This window comes from Azospirillum sp. UENF 312511, assembly GCF_058780635.1.
This window is the reverse complement of sequence record NZ_JBSNCG010000005.1, coordinates 752,976-769,651: the sequence shown is the minus strand read 5'-3', so window position 1 is coordinate 769,651 and position 16,676 is coordinate 752,976. Positions and strand designations below refer to the sequence as shown.

Genomic DNA, 16,676 nt, shown 5'->3' with positions numbered 1-16,676 from the left:
GCCGCTGGTCCGGCTCGCTGGTCTTCACCCGTATCTCCCTACTCCACCCTTCTGCGGGGAAAGACTGCCAGAATACGATGGTAATTGAAACAGGCTGTCCGTTCTATCCCGATGCCCAGTTCTCTTTTTCTTGAAAAAGGCTGTTACAGCATGGGTGGCGTGTAACCGCAGGTGGCCTCCACCGCGGCGGCCAGCCGCAGCACCGCCGCGTCGGACAGGCGCGGGCCGGCGATCTGGAGCCCCACCGGAAGCCCGCCGCTCTCCGTCAGCCCGCAGGGGACGGAGCAGGCCGGCGCGTAGCAGTGGTTGAACAGCGGCGTGAAGACGGCGTGGCCCCGCGGCGTCACCGGGCGCCCGTCGATGGTGGCGGGGCCGAGCCGGTCGAACGGCCATGCGGTGACCGGAGTCGTCGGGCAGACCAGCAGGTCGTACCGCGCGAACAGGGCGGCCAGCGCGCGGTATGCCTCCTCCCGCAGATGCAGGGCGCGGGCGACCTCCGCGCCGCTGGTGCGCAGGCCGGCGTCGATCTGCTGCCCGATGTCCCGGTCGAACAGGTCCGGAGTCGCGCGGAAGCGCTCTCCGTAGAGCGCGGCGAGGCCGGCGAACTGGAGGGGCATCAGGCCGCTTTCCCCAGCCCCCGCCGGCCAGACCGGGTCGGCCTCCTCGACGATGGCCCCGGCGTCGGCGAGGCGGTGGACGGCGCGCTCGACGCAGGCGGCGACCTCCGGATCGACCGGGGCGTCCAGCCCCAGCCGCCGGCTGTAGGCGATGCGCAGGCCCGCCGGGTCAGGATCGGCAGCAGCGCGGGCGAAGGAGCCGGAAAGGACCACCGATTGCGGGTCGCGCGGGTCCGATCCGGACAGAGCGTCGAGCATCAGCGCCACGTCGGCGACGGAGCGGGCCATCTGGCCGATCACCGAGTTGCCGAACACCGGCTCGGCGAAGCCGATGGGGTGGGGGACGACTCCGGCCGACGGCTTCATGCCGACCACCCCGACATGGGCCGCCGGTCGGCGGGTGGAACCGCCGCCGTCGGTGCACAGCGCCAGGGGTGCCAAGCCCGCTGCCACCGCGCTGGCCGCCCCGCCGGAGGAGCCGCCGGGCGTCAGCGCCACGTCCCAGGGATTGCGGGTCGGGCCGTGCAGCAGATTTGTCGTCACCCCCTTGCAGGCGAACTCGGAGCAGTTGGTGATTCCCGCGAAGACGGCGCCCGCGGCGCGCAGCCGGGCCACCGCCACCGCGTCTTCGGGTGCCACGAAGTTCTCGAACAGCCGCGATCCCTGGCGGACCGGCTGGCCGCGCACCCAGATGTTGTCCTTCACCGTGAAGGGCACGCCGAGCAGGGGCAGCGCCTCGCCCCGCGCGGCGCGTTCGTCGGCGGCAAGCGCCTCCGCCCGTCCGGCCTCCGGGGCGAGATGAACGATGGCGTTCAGCCGCGGATTCTCCGCCGCGATCCGCTCCAGCAGATCGTCGTAGAGGGCGACGGCGCTGACCGCTCGGGCGGCGACCTGTTCGGCGGTCCGGCGGGCGCTCATCATGCGCATGGGGTGTCCTCGGCAGCGGTGGAAAGGCCCGGGGTGGGAGCCGGCGGCAGGGGAATGACCAGCGCCGCGACGCCGGCCAGTGCGGCGGCGGCGGCGGCCAGATAGCCGGCGGAATAGCCGAACCCCCCGGCGACCAGCAGGCTGAACAGCGCCGGCCCGGCGACCAGCCCGGCGTAGGCGATGGCGAGCATGCCGCCCGTCGCCTCGCCCGCCCGGCCCGGCGGGGCGAGACGGGCGACCTCCGAGACGAACAGGCCGTTCCAGCCGCTCGCCGACAGGCCGAAGGCCGCGCAGACGGCCAGGAAGGCGGGCACCGGCCAGCCGGGGGCGGCGATGGCGACGAGGGCGGCGGCCACGCTCATGGCGACGCCCAGCCCGGCGAGGATGACGCGGGGCGGGCCCCAGCGCGTCGCCACGAGGCCCCAGCCGACGCGCCCGATCAGGCCGGCGCCCTGCGCCACCGCCAGCGCCGTCCCGGCCAGCGGCAGGCTCCAGCCCAAGCCGGTCACCGCGAAGCTGACCAGGAAGCCGTTCAGGCAGAGCTGCATGGCGGAGAAGGCGCAGACGGCCATGGCCAGCCGGCGCAGCGCCGGCTCCCCGGCGACCAGATCGAGCGCGCGCTTCAGCGTGCCGCGGCCGGCGGGGCGGGGAGCGGCGCGGTCGTCGCCGTCGTGGCGGCGGGCCAGCGGCTCCAGGACGAGCGCCAGGACGGCGGTGGCCCCCGCCACGACCAGCAGGCTGGCTTGCCAGCCGACGGACAGGACCAGCAGCGGCACGGCGAATCCCGCGGCCATGCCGCCGAACTGGTTGCCGGTCTGGCGCAGCGAGAAGACCAGCGGGCGTTTCTCCGGCGGGGTCAGCCGGGACAGCAGCTGCGTGCTGGCCGGCGTCTCCGGCCCGAAGGCGAAGCCCAGCGCCAGCGCTCCCAGCAGGAAGGCGATGGGAAGGGCGCTGGCCGACAGAAGCGCGGCTCCGGCGGCGGCGAGCAGGCAGGCCTGGCAGGTGCGGATCGCTCCCCAGCGCGCGATCAGCCCACCCGCCCCCAGCGACGCGGGGATGGCGGCGGTGAAGACGACCGCGGTATAAAGGCCGAGAAGCCCCGGATCGACCCCAAGGTCGGACGCCGCCTGCGGCGCGATCACCGGGATGGCGAAGAGACACAGCCCGACGAACGCCTGAACCGCCGCCATGGCGATCAGAGGCAGCAACCAGACGTTCATGGGGACTCCACAGGGAAAGGGACGGGCCGATGGCCGGCGGGATTTCGTTGCATGCGGTGGATGTGGCGCGCGGGGTGCCCGCCGAGGGGATGCGGGTGGAACTCTATGCTTTGCGGGACGGACAGCGGAACAGGCTAGCGGAAAGCCGTTTGTGTGCCAATGGTGCGCTTGACCATCCGGTGGTCGGCGGCGACGGCGTGACGGCCGGCGTCTACGAGGCGGTGTTCCACGTCGGCCCCTGGCTGCGCGCGCAAGGCGTGGGGGCGGCGGAACCGGCCTTTCTGGAGGAGGCGCCGTTCCGCTTCACCGTCACCGACGTGGCGCAGCACTACCATCTGCCGCTGAAGTTCACCCCCTGGGGCTATTCCCTGTTCCGGGGAGCGTGAGTTTTGGGACTTGGGTTCAGCGGAGCTGGCGCGACAGGCCGGCGACGCGCTCCATCACCACCATCGCCAGGACGGTGACGGCGATCAGCACGCCGGACACCGCCGCGGCGCGGACGTCCAGGCTGTTCTCCAGGATCTGCCACATGCGGATGGGCAGCACCTCGTTGCGGGCGTCGGCCATGAACAGCGACACCGGGATGTTGTCGAAGCTCGACATGAAGGCGATGAAGGCCCCGGCGCCGATGCCGTTGCGGATGGTCGGCAGGGTCACCCGGCGGAAGGTGTAGAAGCGCCCGGCCCCCAGGCTCTCGGAGCTTTCCAGGAGCGCGGGGTCGAGCTGGGCGAGGCTCGCCAGCGTGGTGCGCAGGACGTAGGGCACGCTGACCACGATGTGGCCGATCGCCAGCGTCAGGAAGGACAGCTCCACCCCCGCCGTGCTGAAGAACACCAGCGAGGCGAGGCCGAAGGCCAAAGCCGGCAGGACCAGCGGCGACATGAACAGGGCGTCCAGCCCGCGCGCCCAGGCGCGGCGGCTGCGTCCGATGGCGAGTGCGGCGGCGGTGCCCAGCACCACCGACACGGCGGTCACCACGGCGCCCAGCTTCAGGCTGACCAGGGCGGCGTCCTGGAGCTGCCACGCGTCGATCAGCGAGGCGTACCAGCGCAGGCTGTAGGACGGCGGCGGGAACTTCAGCGAATAGCCGTCGGTGAAGGAGGTGACGAGCACCACCAGCGTCGGCGCCGCCAGCAGCAGCAAGGCCGCACCGGCGAGCGTGCCCATGACGAGGCCAAAGGAGGCGCTTCCCAGGGTCGGGCGCTGCATGTCAGGCATGGACGTACCCCTTGCTGGCGCGGCCCAGCAGGTTGAACAGCATCACCACGCCCATCACCGACACCATGAAGACGATGGAGATGGCGGCGGCGAAGGGCCAGTTGTGGAGCGTGATGGTCTGCTGATAGATGTATTGCGGCATGAACAGCATCTGCCCGCCGCCGACCAGCGACTGGGTGATGAAGGCGGTGACCGCGGCGGCGTAGGTCAGCAGGCACCCTGCGACGATCCCCGGCAGACTCAGCGGCAGCGTTACCTTGAGGAAGCCCCGCCACGGCCCGGCGCCCAGCGCCGCTGAGGCGTCGAGCAGGTTGGGGTCGAGCCGCGACAGGGTGGTGATGAGCGGTAGCACCATCAGCGGCATCTGCACCTGCACCAGCGCGGCGACCAGACCGCCTTCGGTGTAGAGCAGGCGCAGCGGCGTCTCCGCCAGACCCAGCGACAGCAGCAGGTTGTTGACGATTCCGTCGCGCCCCAGAATGACGATCCAGGCGAAGGTGCGGACAACGACCGAGGTCAGCAGCGGCAGGATGATGACGAGGATCAGCGCCGACTGCATCCGCGGCCCGCTGCGCGTGTAGAGCCAGGCCAGCGGATAGCCGAACAGCAGCGTCAGTGCGGTGACCTTCACCCCGAGCAGCAGCGTGCTGCCGAGCACGGCCAGATTGAAGGCATCGCCGAAGAAGCGGATGTACTGGTCCAGCCCGAACCGCGTCATCTCCGCGTCGGCGTAGAGGCTGACGGCGACCAGCAGGAGCAGCGGCGTTACGAAGAACACCGCGAAGAAGGCGGCCAGCGGCAGCGCCAGCGTCCATTCCCGCCCGATGCGGGGCCGTGCGGCGGTCGCGGGTCCGGCAAGGCCGGGGGCGGTGATGGCGGTCATGGGGTGAAGTCCTGTGGGGGCAACTGCAGTCTTAGTCCCCTCTCCCCAGAGGGGAGAGGGCTAAGATGGTCAGCAAGGGGGAGGCCGGGAGGGGGCCCGTTTCCCGCACTTACACCTTGATCTCCTTGTTGAACCGCTCGATCCAGCCGGCGCGGTTCTGGTTGATCACCGACCAGTCGTGGAACACGAAGGACGCCTTCAGCTCCTCCTGGTCCTTGGCGATCATGCGGGCGATGTCGCCGTCCATCTGCACCTTGGAATTCGTCGGGATGACGTAGAAGGGCGCCTGCATCAGCTTGGTCTGGACCTCCGGCGCCATGGCCGATTCGATCAACGCCGCCGCCAGCTTGGCGTTGGGCGAGTTCTTGGTGATATGGGCGGTGGTCAGGAAGGCGATGGTGCCGGTCTTCGGCTTGGCGAACTCCACCGGCACGCCGCGGGCGCGCAGGATCTGGATGGCGTTGAAGTTGCCCGGCGAGATGTCGATCTGGCCCTGCTGGAACAGGGTGGCGAGCGCGCCGGGGTTGGGCGCCACGGCGCCGAGGTTGGGCTGAAGCTCTTTCAGCGCGGCGAAGGCCGGCTCGATGTCGTTCTCGCCGCCGCCGCGGGTCTTCGCCAGCTCGACCATGAAGGCGGTGCCGAGCGTCGAGTTCATGTTGGTGATGCCGACGCGGCCCTTGTACTCCGGCTTCCACAGGTCGTCCCAGCTCGTCGGCGGGGTCTTGACCTTCTCCGGGTTGTAGGTGATGCCGACCGCCTGGAAGAAGATGCCTGGCCCTTCGGGCAACTGGGCCACCGGCAGCAGGTCCTGGTAGTTCTTGCTGTCCGCGACGGGGAAGGGGGCGGCCAGATCCTGGCCGATCACCGACAGGCGCGGGCCGGGGTCCATCAGCATCACGTCGATGGGCGGGTTCGCCTTGGCGGCGGAGACCTTGGCGATCATGTCCACCGACAGCATCGGGTCCAGCGCGATGTCGGCGTTGCCCGTGGCCTTGCGGAAATGCGGGACGATGACGTCGCGATGGGCTTCCTCCCAGCTTCCGGTGAAGGTGGCGAACACCAGCTTGCGCGCCTGCGCCCAGCTCATGCCGGGGAACAGGGACATGGCGCCGAGCGTGAGGCCGGCGGCGAGGATCTGGCGGCGGTCGAGGGTCATCGGCAGGCACTCCAGGGGGAGGAGGAGAGAAGGGGAAGGGAGTGGATCAGGCGCCCGCGGGAACGGCGAAGGCGCGGCAGGTCTGGGGGGAGACGGGCTGCAGCCGGACCGGCGTGCCGGGCGCGCGCAGCGCGGCGCCGGCCACGCGCGGCTCGGTCACCTTCACCTGCCCGCCGTCGGCCGTGCGCACCTCGTAGACGACCACGGGGCCGAGCGGCAGGGCGAGATCCACGGTGCCGGCGATCTGCTGGGGCGCCGCCTCGGCGGCGAGGCGCAGGTTCTCCGGGCGCACGCAGAGGATGGCGGGGTCGCCGGCGGCCAGCGCGGCGTCGGGCGTGACGGCGGTCAGAACGGTGCCGGCCTCCAGCGCCACCTCGGCAACACTGCCGGAGGCGCGGACGACGCGGCCCCGCAACTGGTTGGCGCTGCCGACGAAACCGTTGACGAACAGCGTGCCGGGGCGGTCGTAGACGTCTTCCGGCGTGCCGAACTGTTCCAGCTTGCCCCGGCTCAGCACGGCGATGCGGTCGGCCATGCTCAGCGCCTCCTCCTGGTCGTGGGTGACCATGATGGTGGTGATGCCGAAGCGGCGCTGGAGCTGCTTGATCTCGATCTGCATGTCCAGCCGCAGGTTCTTGTCGAGCGCGGCGAAGGGCTCGTCGAGCAGCAGGATGCTCGGCTGGATCGCCAGGGCGCGGGCCAGCGCCACGCGCTGTTGCTGCCCGCCGGACAGCTGCTTGGGGAAGCGGTCGCGCATGGCGTCCAGCTTCACCAGACTGAGCATCGCCTCCACCCGCGCCCGCACCGCGTCGCGGGCGGCCCCCCGCGCCTCCAGCCCGTAGGCGACGTTCTGCGCCACCGTCATGTGCGGGAAAAGGGCGTAGTTCTGGAAGACGATGCCGACGCCGCGCCCGGCGGGCGGCAGGCTGTCGACCACCCGGTCGCCGATGACGACGCGGCCCAGCGTCTGCGCCTGGAAACCGGCGAGGATGCGCAGCAGCGTGGTCTTCCCGCAGCCGGACGGCCCCAGCAGGGCCACCAGCTCGCCCGCCTTGATCTCCAGCGTCACGTTGTCCACGGCGGTCGAGGCGCCGAAGCGGTGGGTGATGCCGTCCAGCGTCACCGCGACGCCCGCGGGCTTCGCGGTGGCCTCCGTGGCGGGCTGCGGGGGCGGTTGGTGGTGCGAACGGGCGGATTGGAGTGCGGCCATGGGGCGTATCCTGGTGGGGCGCACCGGCGGGGACCCCCCGGTGGCGCAGCGCAGGAGACAAGGAGAGCAACCCACGTGCCATTTCGGCCGATTCGAGGGTGAGCCAGACCCGAACCCCCGCATACCCTGGTGTTCGCCCGGAAAGGGCCGCTCGGGCACGGCGCAAAGCTGGGCAGACTGCCCGCTGAATATGCCTAAAATTTCAGCGGAGCCTTGGTCTTGACCATGGTGCCCGATGTCTGGGCAAAGGGTGCGCCGCCGGGATCAGACGAGTCGGGCGACCTCGCGCCAGGACTGGCCGGGCCCGGTGACCGGCGGCAGGTCCGGCAACGGGCAGGGGCGCCCCTCCGGCAGACCGAGCAGATTCAGGGACACCACGCGGGGAAAGGCGTTGAACGGATTGCCCGCATGGTTGTCCGGGTCGTAGATCGGCACGAGGTGCCACCACAGCCGGTAGCCGAGGCCCTGAAGCAGGACGATCAGATCGGCGGAATGCTCCTCCCAGTCGTTCTCCAGATAGAGCGCCGGGCGGAAGCGGGCGATGCTTCGGGCCGCACCCTCGACCACCAGAGCCTCCATGCCCTCCACATCGGCCTTCAGCAGGGCCAGCCGGTCGAGGCCGAGGCCATCGATCGTCTCGACCGGCACCGGCTCGCCGCTGAGGGCGCCCAGGCTGACGGCGCCGAAGTTGCCGGACCGGCCATAGTCGGGGATCGGAACGGTGATCCGGCCGGGCGCGTTGCCGACCGCCGCCCGGTGGAGGACGACGTTGTGGAGACCGTTGGCGGCGAGGTTGTGCGCCAGCAGCTCATGCACCACGCGCTGCGGCTCGAAGGCGTGGACGCATCCGGTGGGGCCGACCGTCCGGGCCAGCGGGACGGTGTGCGCGCCGATGTTCGACCCCGCCTCGACCACCACGTCGCCGGGCCCCACCAGCATCGCGGCGAGGCGAGGCTCGGCGTCCGAATATTCGCCGTAGAGCGCCAGGGAGCGCCCGATGTAGGTGTCCTTCGCGAAGAAGCGCATCATCCCGTGCCGTCCGGGCCGCTCGGCGAGCATAGGCCGCCCGGGCTGGGCCGGCAGGATGACGACCTCCGGCGGAAAGTCCGGCCGTTCCGCGGCCACATGGGCACCGTCGCCGGGCTGCAACTGCAGCACCTTCGCCCCGACGTGCGACGACACGGGATCGTCCGGGGCCGGCGGGAAAGGCTGACCCACCCCCGGATGGACGCTGTCATGGGCCAGCACGCGCCCGCGGATGCGCGGCCACACCCAGCCCGCCAGAAAGCGCTGGTCCTGCCAGCGGTCGGCCTTCCGGTCGGCGGCGGCGTCGATGGCCGGCGCCAGCGGCGGCAGCCGGCCGGCCATGCCGCCCCACATCCCGGCCAGGATCAGGTCGGTGTGCAGCACATGGTCGCGCATGACGTGAAAGGGCAGGCCGGACGCGATCCAGGCGTCCACGGCGGCCTTCTCCCGCGCGGTCGGGCGGGAATCGCAGTCGCGGCAGAGGAAACGCGCCACCGTCGGGTCGTCGGCGACGAGGAAGCGCCAGAACAGCCCGTGCGACGGGCCGCTGCCCGCCGGCATTTCGACCGTCTCGGCGCCGAGCCGCGCCAGTTCGGCCAGAACCGGGCGGGGAACCGAATCGTCGTGGTAGAAGCGGCAGGTCCAGCCGGGAAAGACCGCCGGCACCGCCCTGGCGTTGGCGAGCGCACCCTGCGTGTAAATCTCCCGCGTCCCCCACAGGCTGAAGGCGACGATGTTGCGGGTCCGGGCGCCGTCGGGGCCGGGCGGGGTGTCGGGCGCCGGGACCTCGGCGGCGGCCCTCGCCAGCTTGAGGGCCAGAGCCTCCATGGACCACAGGGCGGCCTCCGTCGGATCGCGTCGCTCCAACACCTGGACGAGGGCGTCGCGGACCGTGACATGAGCGGGGTCCAGACGGGCGCCGCGGCGGAGAACGGTCAGCGCCTCGTCCGTGCGGCCGCTGCGGCTCAGGGTGATGCCCAGATTGTGCAGGGCGAACCCCTCCGCCGGGGCGAGGCTCAGCGCCCGGCGGTACATGTCGGCCGCCGCCTCGAAGCGGTTGGAATCCAGAAGCGCGGTGGCGAGCAGGAAGGCCGGTTCGGACTCCGCCGGGCTCAGAGCGACGGCGCTCTGGAAATCGGCGAGGGCGAGACTTTGCCGGAACTGCCGCAGATGGTCCTGCCCGCGCTGCTGATGGAGCAGGGCGAGCCGCCCGGTCAGGTCATCCCGCTCCGGGGCCAGGGCGCAGGCGTGCCGCAGGGCCGCGATGGCGGCGTCCGTATCGCCGGTGTGATGCCTGGCCATGGAAAGGAAGTACCAGGGGTCGGCGGCGTCGGGCGCCAGGGCCAGGGCCGGACGCAGGATCGCCCCGACCGTGACCCACTGCTTCGCCGCGATCAGCGCCTTGGCATGGTCGATGCGGTAGGCCGCGGTGCCGGGAGCCTCCCGGACCGCGCGGTGCAACCGGTCGAGCGCGGTGTCGAGACGGTTCGTCTGGCAGGCGAGCACCCCCGCCAGATGCAAGGCCGCCGCGCACCGCGGGTCGACCTCCAGGATGCGGCTGTAGATGATCTCGGCTTCGGCGAGGCGACCGGACGCATGGTGATCGACCGCGATGTCGAGCGCTTCTTCGATGGTCGCCATTCTGGGTCCTTCGCTTGACCGGCAGCGGACTGGTGCGGTGGGACGGAACCGGCTGCGCGCGGTGATAGCACAACATGCGGTGTTGCGCATGGGGCGTTCGCCCGGGGGTCTTCCGACGGCCGCCGTGCCGATTGCCAAAAGCGGACCGCCCATGCCACGTTGCGGCGCATGCGAAACAAGGGCGGGGTCGGGCGGTGGCGTCGGGCGGGATGCGCGATCTTCGGTTGGACTTTTTCCGCGGGCTGGCCCTGTGGTTCATCTTCGTGGACCACATTCCGGGCAACCAGATCGCCTGGGTGACGATGCGCAACTTCGGTCTCAGCGACGCGACCGAGGTGTTCGTGTTCATTTCCGGCTACACCTCGTCGCTGGTTTATTCGCGGATACTGGAGCAGCACGGCTGGCGGTTCGCCGCGGCCAAGGTGCTCGACCGCTGCTGGACGCTCTACATCGCCTATCTCTTCCTGTTCATTGCCTTCACGGCGCAGGTCGCCTACACCGCGCGGGTCTTCGACAACCCGCTGTTCACTGAGGAAATGGGCATCGCCGGCTTCTTCGCCGATCCCGCGGTGTCGCTGGTCCAGGCGCTGGCGCTGAAGTTCCGTCCGGCCAACCTGGACATCCTGCCGCTCTACATCGTGCTGCTGCTGTCCCTGCCGGTGCTGCTGCCGGTGCTGCGGCGCTGGCCGCTGGCCCTGCTGGCCGGGTCGGTGACCCTCTACGCGGCGGCGCGCCTCCTGGACTGGAACCTGCCGACCTATCCGGACGGCGGCGTCTGGTTCTTCAACCCCTTCGCCTGGCAGCTCCTGTTCGTGCTGGGGGCGACCATGCAGCGGCTGCCCAAAGTGGCGGCGGCGCTGACGACGCGGCGGACGGCGCTGCTGTGGTTGGCGGGCGGCTATCTGTTCGCCGCGCTGCTGCTGGTGATCTCCTGGCAGGTCGCGCCGATGGCCGCGCTGATGCCGGTGTGGCTGGCGGAAATCCTCTACCCGATCAGCAAGACCGACCTCGATCTGCTGCGGCTCGCGCATTTTTGCGCGCTGGCCTACGTCGTCCTGCAGATCGCGCGGTTCGACAGCGCGTGGCTGCGCTGGCCGGCGCTGGCGCCGGTGATCCTGTGCGGACGGCAGTCGCTTCAGGTCTTCTGCCTGGGCATCTTCCTGTCCTTCGCCGGCCAGACCGTTCTGAACCACTGGTCCGCCTCGCTTTTTGCCCAGTTTTCGGTCACACTCGCCGGCATCGCCGTGATGGTGGCGGCCGCACGGGTGCTGACCTGGTATCAGTCCGTGGGACGGCCGCCGCGTCCATCGGCGTCCGCCCCGCCCGCGGCCCCCGCCGCTCCACTGGCCCCTGCCGCCAAAGCCCCAGCCAAGGACCCGAGCGCATGAAGCGCGCGACCGTCTTGACCCTGGCCGTCCTTGCGGGACTGACCGCATCCACCGCCATGGGCGTCGCGCAGGCGGCTTCGCAGACGCCCGGCGATCCCTGCGCCGTTCCGGAATCCGTCTACACCGTCGACGGCGCCCTGCCGCGCGCCTGGGAGCGGCTGAAGCGCGGCGGCGCGCTGCCCATCCTGGTGCTGAACTCGGCCAGTTCGCGCCCCGACACCGCCTATCCGGCGCTGCTGGAGAAGGAGCTGGCGGCGCGGCTGCCCGACCGCAAGGTCAGCGTGACCGTCCGCAACGCGCCGGGGGCGACCGCGCAGGAGATGCTGCCGATCCTGAACCGGGAACTGGCCGCCTCCGCGGCTTCTCTGCTGGTCTGGCAGGTGGGGACGGCGGACGCCATGCGGAACATTGGGCCCGACAGCTTCGGGGAGGCGCTGGGCCGCGGCATCGCGGCGGCCCAGGGGCGCGGCGCCGACGTGATCCTGATGGATATGCAGTACAGCCCGCAGACCTCCCAGCTCATCACCTTCCAGCCCTACCTGGACTATATGGAGTGGGTGTCGCAGGACAGCGACGTGGTCCATTTCCCCCGTTTCGAGATGATGCGGCATTGGTTCGAAGAGGGCCGCGTCGGCTTCGCCCCCGACTCCAAGGAGGAAAAGCTGCAGGCCTATCAGTTCGTCCACCGCTGCCTCGGCCGCATTCTGGCCGACACCGTGTCCACCATGATCGACCGCGCCGGGAGACCCGCTCCGTGACAGGCACGCCCGCCCCCCGGACCCGTGGCCGGAGGGCCCCCGTCCTTTCCGCCGTCCTCTCCGCCGCCCTGCTGTCCCTCGTCCCTTTCCTCGCCGGCCTGACCGCCACGCCCGATCCGGTCAAGGCGGCGGCCTGCGCCGTGTCCGTGCAGACCGCCGACCTCGCCGTGCCGCTGCCGCGCAGCGCGCGGGCGCTGACCACCGGCGGGCCGCTGCGCATCGTCGCCATCGGTTCCTCCTCCACCGCCGGGGCGGGGGCCAGCAAAGCGGAGCACAGCTATCCCGCGCGGCTGGCCGAGCATCTGGGCGCGCGTTACCCCGGCCTCGCTTTGACCGTCCTCAACAAGGGCGCCAACGGGGAGACCGGTCCCGACATGCTGAAGCGGTTCCGGCGCGACGTGCTGGACGAGGCGCCCGATCTGGTGATCTGGCAGGTGGCGGCCAACACCGTCCTGCGCGGCGACGATCCCGACGCGGCGGAACAGGTGATCCGCAGCGGCGTGCGGACGCTGAAGGATGCCGGGCTGGACGTCGTGCTGATGGACCTGCAATACGCCCCGGCCATGCTGGCGAAGCCCCGGCACGAGGAGATGGAGGAACGCATCGCCCGCGTCGCGGCGGAGGAGGGGGTGGGCCTGTTCCACCGCTACGCGGTGATGCGCCAGTGGGTGGAAACGCGGCAGGCCGCCATGGGCGATCTGGTCGGGCCGGACGGCATCCACCAGAACGACTTCGGCTATGACTGCGTCGCCCGCACGCTGGCGGCCTCGCTGCACGACGCTTTCAGTTTGCGGACCGCGGGGACGGTGACCGCGCGTCCGTGAGGGCCGGGGTGGGGGCCGCGGCCTTTACAGCCCCTCCGGCCAGCGGTGGCGGAACCCCATCTCCCGTTCCAGGAAACGGGCGCAGCGCAGCAGCCGGTCCTCCTCGTAGGGGCGGGCGATCAGTTGCAGGCCGATGGGCAGGCCGTCGGCGGTCCAGCCGCAGGGGATCGACAGGCAGGGGAAGCCGATCAGCGACACCGTGTAGGTGATCGCCAGATAGTCGATGATGGTGGACAGGCGGAAGCCGTTGATCTCCGTCACGTCGCCCTGGGCGTTGGGGAAGGGCGGCACGCTGGCGCTCAGCGTCATCAGGATGTCGTGGTCGCGGAAGAAGACGGCGAAGCGGCGGTAGAGGGCGCTGCGCTGGGCCTCCGCCCGCAGATAGTCGGCGGCGGTCAGCCCCTTGCCCCGCGCGATGTTCCAGGCGACCGACGGGCTCAGCCGGTCGCCGTCCTGCTCCAGCGTCCGGCCGTAGGTGTGGAAGATGTGCGCGGCGCGCAGCGTGCCGAAGGCGGCGCTGGCCTCCCGGCAGTCGGGCGTGGCCTCCACGAAGTGCCCGAAGCGGCCATCCAGCCCGCGCATCACCGCCTCGAACCGCTCGGCCAGCCCGAGGTCGATCAGGGCGGAGCCGAGGTCGGTGCTCCAGGCCACCCGTAGTGACATCGGGTCGAGCGCGTCGAGGTCCGGTACCGTCCAAGCGGGCACGGGCAGCGAGGTCGGGTCGCGGGGGTCCGGTCCGCTGACCGCGGCCAGAGCCAGCGCGGCGTCGGCCACGTTGCGGGCGAGGAAGCCCTGCGTCGCCAGCCCGTCCCAGGCCAGCGCGCGGCCCGGGCTGGGGATGCGTCCCGGCGTCGGGCGCAGCCCGACCACCCCGCAGAAGCTGGCCGGCGTGCGCACCGAGCCGCCGAAGTCGGTGCCCTGGGCCAGCGGCACCAGCCCGGCGGCCACCGCCGCGGCGCTCCCCCCGCTCGACCCGCCGCTGGTCTTGTCGAGGTCGTAGGGGTTGGCGGTCGGCCCGCACAGCTCGTTGCCGGTGATGGCGCCGAAGCCGAACTCTGGCGTGTTGGTCTTGCCCACGATGATGGCGCCCGCCGCCTTCAGCCGGGCGACGCTGAGGTCGTCGGTGTCGGGGATCAGGTCGGCGTAGAGGGTAGAACCGTAGGTGGTGCGCAGCCCCGCCGTCAGCGTCAGATCCTTGACGCCCACCGGCACGCCGTGCAGCGGGCCGAGAGGCGACCCCGCCTCGACTTGCCGGTCGGCCATCTCGGCGGCAGCCAACGCGGCGTCGGGCGCCACGGTGATGAAGGATTTCAGCCCGCCGTCCAGGGCCGCGATGCGTTCCAGGCTCGCCGCCACGAGGTCGCGCGCCCGGAAGCGGCGGTTGCGCACGCCCTCCGCCATCTCGGCGGCGCTGAGGCGGAACAGGTCGGGTGTGCTCACGGGCAGGGTCTCCGGTTGCGGGGGGCCGAGTTTAGAACGGCAGGACCGGGGCCGGCGAGCCCTTGGGTCGCGCCGGGGCGGGCAGGCCGCAGGGCAGGAATTCGCCGCGCCCCGGCTCGGCCAGCAAGGCACCGTCGCGGCAGATCACCTCGCCACGGGACAGCGTGACGACCGGCCAGCCGGTGACCTCGATCCCCTCGTAGGGCGTGTAGTCCACATTGTGGTGCAGGATGCCGTTGGTGATGGTGACCTTGCGGGACGGGTCCCACAAGGCGATGTCGGCGTCCGCCCCCACGGCGATGGTGCCCTTGCGCGGGTGCAGGCCGTACATGCGGGCGGGGTTGGCGGCGGTCAGCTCGACGAACTTGGTCAGCTCCATCCGGCCCTTCATCACGCCTTCGGAGAAGAGCAGCGGCAGGCGGGTCTCGACGCCGGGGATGCCGTTGGGGACGCAGCGGAAGGGCGCCTGCTCGCCATGCACCTTCTTGCCGCCTGGCCCGTTGAAGCGGAAGGGCGCGTGGTCGGAGGAGAAGACCTGGAAGGCGCCGCCGGTCAGCCCGTCCCAGATCACCTTCTGGTTCGCGGCGTCGCGCGGCGGCGGTGAGCAGACGCACTTGGCGCCCTCGAACCCCTCACCACCGAGGTCGTCGGCGGTCAGGAACAGGTACTGCGGGCAGGTCTCGGCGTAGATGCGCAGGCCGCGGCCCTGCGCCCAGCGGATCTGCTCCACCGCGTCGGCCCCGGAGACATGAACGATCAGGATCGGCACGTCCACCAGCTCCGCCAGGGAGATGGCCCGGTGGGTGGCCTCGCGTTCGGCCACGCGGGGGCGGGAGACGCCGTGGAAATAGGGGGCGGTCTGGCCGGCGCGCTCCAGCTTCTCGGTCAGCCAGGCGATGCAGTCGGCGTTCTCCGCGTGCATCATGACCATGGCGCCCTCGGACCGGGCGATGTCCAGCACCTCCAGGATCTGGCGGTCGTTCAGCTTCAGCGCGTCGTAGGTCATGTAGATCTTGAAGGACGTGTAACCCTCGCGGATCAGCGCCGGCAGCTCCTGCCCCAGCACCTGCTCGGTAGGGTCGGTGACGATGAGGTGGAAGGCGTAGTCGATCAGCGGCTTCCCGGCGGCGCGGCGGTGATAGTCGTCCACCGCGGCGCGCAGCGTCTTGCCCTTCTCCTGGCAGGCGAAGGGCAGCACCGTCGTGGTGCCGCCGAAGGCCGCGGAGCGGGTGCCGGTCAGGAAATCGTCGGCCATGACGGACTCGTCGCCGGTCGGCTGGTCGAAATGGACGTGCCCGTCCACCCCGCCCGGCAGGACGAGCAGACCGGCGGCGTCGATCTCCTCCCGCCCGGCGGCCAGCCCCTCGCCCAGCGCGGCGATCCGCCCGCCGCGCACGCCGACGTCGGCCTTGAACACGTCCGACGCGGTGGCGACCGTGCCGTTGCGGATGACCAGATCGAAGTTCATCGTCGTTTCTCCCATCGTGACGCATTTGCCCCGCGTGACGTACCGGCCCCCTCCCTAACCCTCCCCCGCTGTCGCAGGGGAGGGAACTGCCGCCGCTTCGCAGAAGGCACCCTCTCCCGCGAAGCGGGGGAGGGCCGGGGTGGGGGCAATACTCCCCTCAGCCATGCAACTCGCGGAACAGGCTGCCCCAGCCTTCGACGCGGCGGGTGTCCACGCCGGTCATGCGCAGCGCCTTCCACACCACCGTGGACACCGTGTCGTAGACGGGGATGCCCAGCGCCTTCTCCATGCGCTCGGCCACCGGGGCACCGCGCATGTTGGTGCAGATGATGGCAATGGCCTCCGGCTTGGACTCCGCGACCTCCATGCACATCCGCTCGATGGTCTCCTCGGTGACCTCGGAGAAGGAGAAATTGCCGCGGTCGTTCAGGTGGCGTTCCGCCACCACCTCGAAGCCGGCGGCGTTGTAGTTGGCGACCATCTTGTCCTGGATCTCGTCCAGATAGGGGCTGACGATGGCGAAGCGCTTGCGCCCGGTCGTCTCCAGAATCTCGTTCAGCGCGAGCATGGAGGTGCAGGCGGGAATGCCCGTCTCCGCTTCGATGGAGGCGCACAGCGCCTCGTCCGCCGCGAAGCCCAGCCAGCCGGCCGAGGTGCCGTTCCAGCCGATCACGTTCAGCCGGGCGTCGGCCAGCAGCCGGGCGGCGTCCAGGAAGGGCGCGTCGGTGAACTGGTCGAGCGCCGCGGCGCGCAGCGAAATCTCCTTCACCGTGAAGCGCCCGAAATGGGCGGTCACCTCCGGCAGGCCGCTCAGCATCGCGGAGGTGACGGGCTCCAGCACCGTGTTGGAGGAGGGGGTCAGCATGCCCAGAAGGACGCGGTTGCTCATATCCATGGTTC

Annotated in this window: 14 protein-coding genes; 4 read left to right on the top strand and 10 right to left on the bottom strand. The window is 71.0% G+C overall.

Annotation, left to right across the window (positions count from 1 at the left end):
- Positions 1–143: 143 nt before the first annotated feature.
- The gene (locus ACWPN7_RS31945) at positions 144–1,544 is read right to left on the bottom strand and encodes an amidase (RefSeq protein ID WP_459197026.1); all 1,401 of its coding nucleotides are present in this window, start codon (positions 1,542–1,544) and stop codon (positions 144–146) included.
- Positions 1,535–2,764: an MFS transporter gene (locus ACWPN7_RS31940; RefSeq protein ID WP_459197027.1), complete on the bottom strand. Its 1,230-nt coding sequence runs from the start codon at positions 2,762–2,764 to the stop codon at positions 1,535–1,537. The genes ACWPN7_RS31945 and ACWPN7_RS31940 overlap by 10 nt, the downstream gene beginning before the upstream one ends.
- A gap of 29 nt (positions 2,765–2,793) precedes the next feature.
- On the opposite strand from ACWPN7_RS31940, the gene ACWPN7_RS31935 reads away from it, so the two are divergent.
- Positions 2,794–3,150 (top strand): hydroxyisourate hydrolase, encoded by a 357-nt coding sequence (locus ACWPN7_RS31935; RefSeq protein ID WP_459197028.1) that lies wholly within the window; start codon positions 2,794–2,796, stop codon positions 3,148–3,150.
- Between the two features lie 16 nt (positions 3,151–3,166).
- On the opposite strand, the gene ACWPN7_RS31930 is transcribed toward ACWPN7_RS31935, so the two are convergent.
- From ACWPN7_RS31930 to ACWPN7_RS31910, 5 genes are all read right to left on the bottom strand, one after another.
- Positions 3,167–3,982, bottom strand: coding sequence for an ABC transporter permease (locus tag ACWPN7_RS31930; RefSeq protein ID WP_459197029.1), 816 nt, complete (start codon positions 3,980–3,982; stop codon positions 3,167–3,169).
- The gene (locus ACWPN7_RS31925; protein WP_459197030.1) at positions 3,975–4,865 is read right to left on the bottom strand and encodes an ABC transporter permease; all 891 of its coding nucleotides are present in this window, start codon (positions 4,863–4,865) and stop codon (positions 3,975–3,977) included. Before ACWPN7_RS31925 ends, ACWPN7_RS31930 begins: the two co-directional genes overlap by 8 nt.
- Positions 4,866–4,974: 109 nt before the next feature.
- Positions 4,975–6,021 (bottom strand): ABC transporter substrate-binding protein, encoded by a 1,047-nt coding sequence (locus tag ACWPN7_RS31920; protein WP_035679667.1) that lies wholly within the window; start codon positions 6,019–6,021, stop codon positions 4,975–4,977.
- 46 nt (positions 6,022–6,067) lie between these two features.
- A complete protein-coding gene (locus ACWPN7_RS31915) occupies positions 6,068–7,231 on the bottom strand; it encodes an ABC transporter ATP-binding protein (protein ID WP_459197031.1) in 1,164 nt (387 codons plus the stop codon).
- Positions 7,232–7,495: 264 nt separating this feature from the next.
- Positions 7,496–9,898: an FkbM family methyltransferase gene (locus ACWPN7_RS31910; RefSeq protein ID WP_459197032.1), complete on the bottom strand. Its 2,403-nt coding sequence runs from the start codon at positions 9,896–9,898 to the stop codon at positions 7,496–7,498.
- 209 nt (positions 9,899–10,107) lie between these two features.
- On the opposite strand from ACWPN7_RS31910, the gene ACWPN7_RS31905 reads away from it, so the two are divergent.
- From ACWPN7_RS31905 to ACWPN7_RS31895, 3 genes are read left to right on the top strand one after another with little or no spacing between them, the layout of a single operon-like run.
- Positions 10,108–11,286, top strand: a complete 1,179-nt coding sequence (locus tag ACWPN7_RS31905) for an OpgC family protein (RefSeq protein WP_247887620.1) — start codon at positions 10,108–10,110, stop codon at positions 11,284–11,286.
- Positions 11,283–12,044: an SGNH/GDSL hydrolase family protein gene (locus tag ACWPN7_RS31900; protein ID WP_200476170.1), complete on the top strand. Its 762-nt coding sequence runs from the start codon at positions 11,283–11,285 to the stop codon at positions 12,042–12,044. The genes ACWPN7_RS31905 and ACWPN7_RS31900 overlap by 4 nt, the downstream gene beginning before the upstream one ends.
- The gene (locus ACWPN7_RS31895; RefSeq protein WP_456522002.1) at positions 12,041–12,868 is read left to right on the top strand and encodes an SGNH/GDSL hydrolase family protein; all 828 of its coding nucleotides are present in this window, start codon (positions 12,041–12,043) and stop codon (positions 12,866–12,868) included. Before ACWPN7_RS31900 ends, ACWPN7_RS31895 begins: the two co-directional genes overlap by 4 nt.
- A 24-nt stretch (positions 12,869–12,892) precedes the next feature.
- Here ACWPN7_RS31895 and ACWPN7_RS31890 read toward each other — a convergent pair whose 3' ends face one another.
- From ACWPN7_RS31890 to ACWPN7_RS31880, 3 genes are all read right to left on the bottom strand, one after another.
- Positions 12,893–14,308 (bottom strand): amidase, encoded by a 1,416-nt coding sequence (locus ACWPN7_RS31890; RefSeq protein WP_459197033.1) that lies wholly within the window; start codon positions 14,306–14,308, stop codon positions 12,893–12,895.
- Between the two features lie 31 nt (positions 14,309–14,339).
- Positions 14,340–15,776: a dihydropyrimidinase gene (hydA, locus tag ACWPN7_RS31885; RefSeq protein ID WP_459197034.1), complete on the bottom strand. Its 1,437-nt coding sequence runs from the start codon at positions 15,774–15,776 to the stop codon at positions 14,340–14,342.
- A gap of 157 nt (positions 15,777–15,933) precedes the next feature.
- Entirely contained in the window at positions 15,934–16,665 is a 732-nt protein-coding gene (locus tag ACWPN7_RS31880) for a maleate cis-trans isomerase family protein (protein WP_459197035.1), read from the bottom strand.
- Between the last annotated feature and the right edge of the window lie 11 nt (positions 16,666–16,676).

Coding starts and splice junctions, on each gene's coding strand:
- ACWPN7_RS31880 (WP_459197035.1), bottom strand. CDS start 16,665: ATGAGCAACCGCGTCCTTCTGGGCATGCTGACCCCCTCCTCCAACACG.
- ACWPN7_RS31925 (WP_459197030.1), bottom strand. CDS start 4,865: ATGACCGCCATCACCGCCCCCGGCCTTGCCGGACCCGCGACCGCCGCA.
- hydA (WP_459197034.1), bottom strand. CDS start 15,776: ATGAACTTCGATCTGGTCATCCGCAACGGCACGGTCGCCACCGCGTCG.
- ACWPN7_RS31900 (WP_200476170.1), top strand. CDS start 11,283: ATGAAGCGCGCGACCGTCTTGACCCTGGCCGTCCTTGCGGGACTGACC.
- ACWPN7_RS31935 (WP_459197028.1), top strand. CDS start 2,794: ATGGCCGGCGGGATTTCGTTGCATGCGGTGGATGTGGCGCGCGGGGTG.
- ACWPN7_RS31910 (WP_459197032.1), bottom strand. CDS start 9,898: ATGGCGACCATCGAAGAAGCGCTCGACATCGCGGTCGATCACCATGCG.
- ACWPN7_RS31945 (WP_459197026.1), bottom strand. CDS start 1,544: ATGCGCATGATGAGCGCCCGCCGGACCGCCGAACAGGTCGCCGCCCGA.
- ACWPN7_RS31930 (WP_459197029.1), bottom strand. CDS start 3,982: ATGCCTGACATGCAGCGCCCGACCCTGGGAAGCGCCTCCTTTGGCCTC.
- ACWPN7_RS31940 (WP_459197027.1), bottom strand. CDS start 2,764: ATGAACGTCTGGTTGCTGCCTCTGATCGCCATGGCGGCGGTTCAGGCG.
- ACWPN7_RS31920 (WP_035679667.1), bottom strand. CDS start 6,021: ATGACCCTCGACCGCCGCCAGATCCTCGCCGCCGGCCTCACGCTCGGC.
- ACWPN7_RS31905 (WP_247887620.1), top strand. CDS start 10,108: ATGCGCGATCTTCGGTTGGACTTTTTCCGCGGGCTGGCCCTGTGGTTC.
- ACWPN7_RS31915 (WP_459197031.1), bottom strand. CDS start 7,231: ATGGCCGCACTCCAATCCGCCCGTTCGCACCACCAACCGCCCCCGCAG.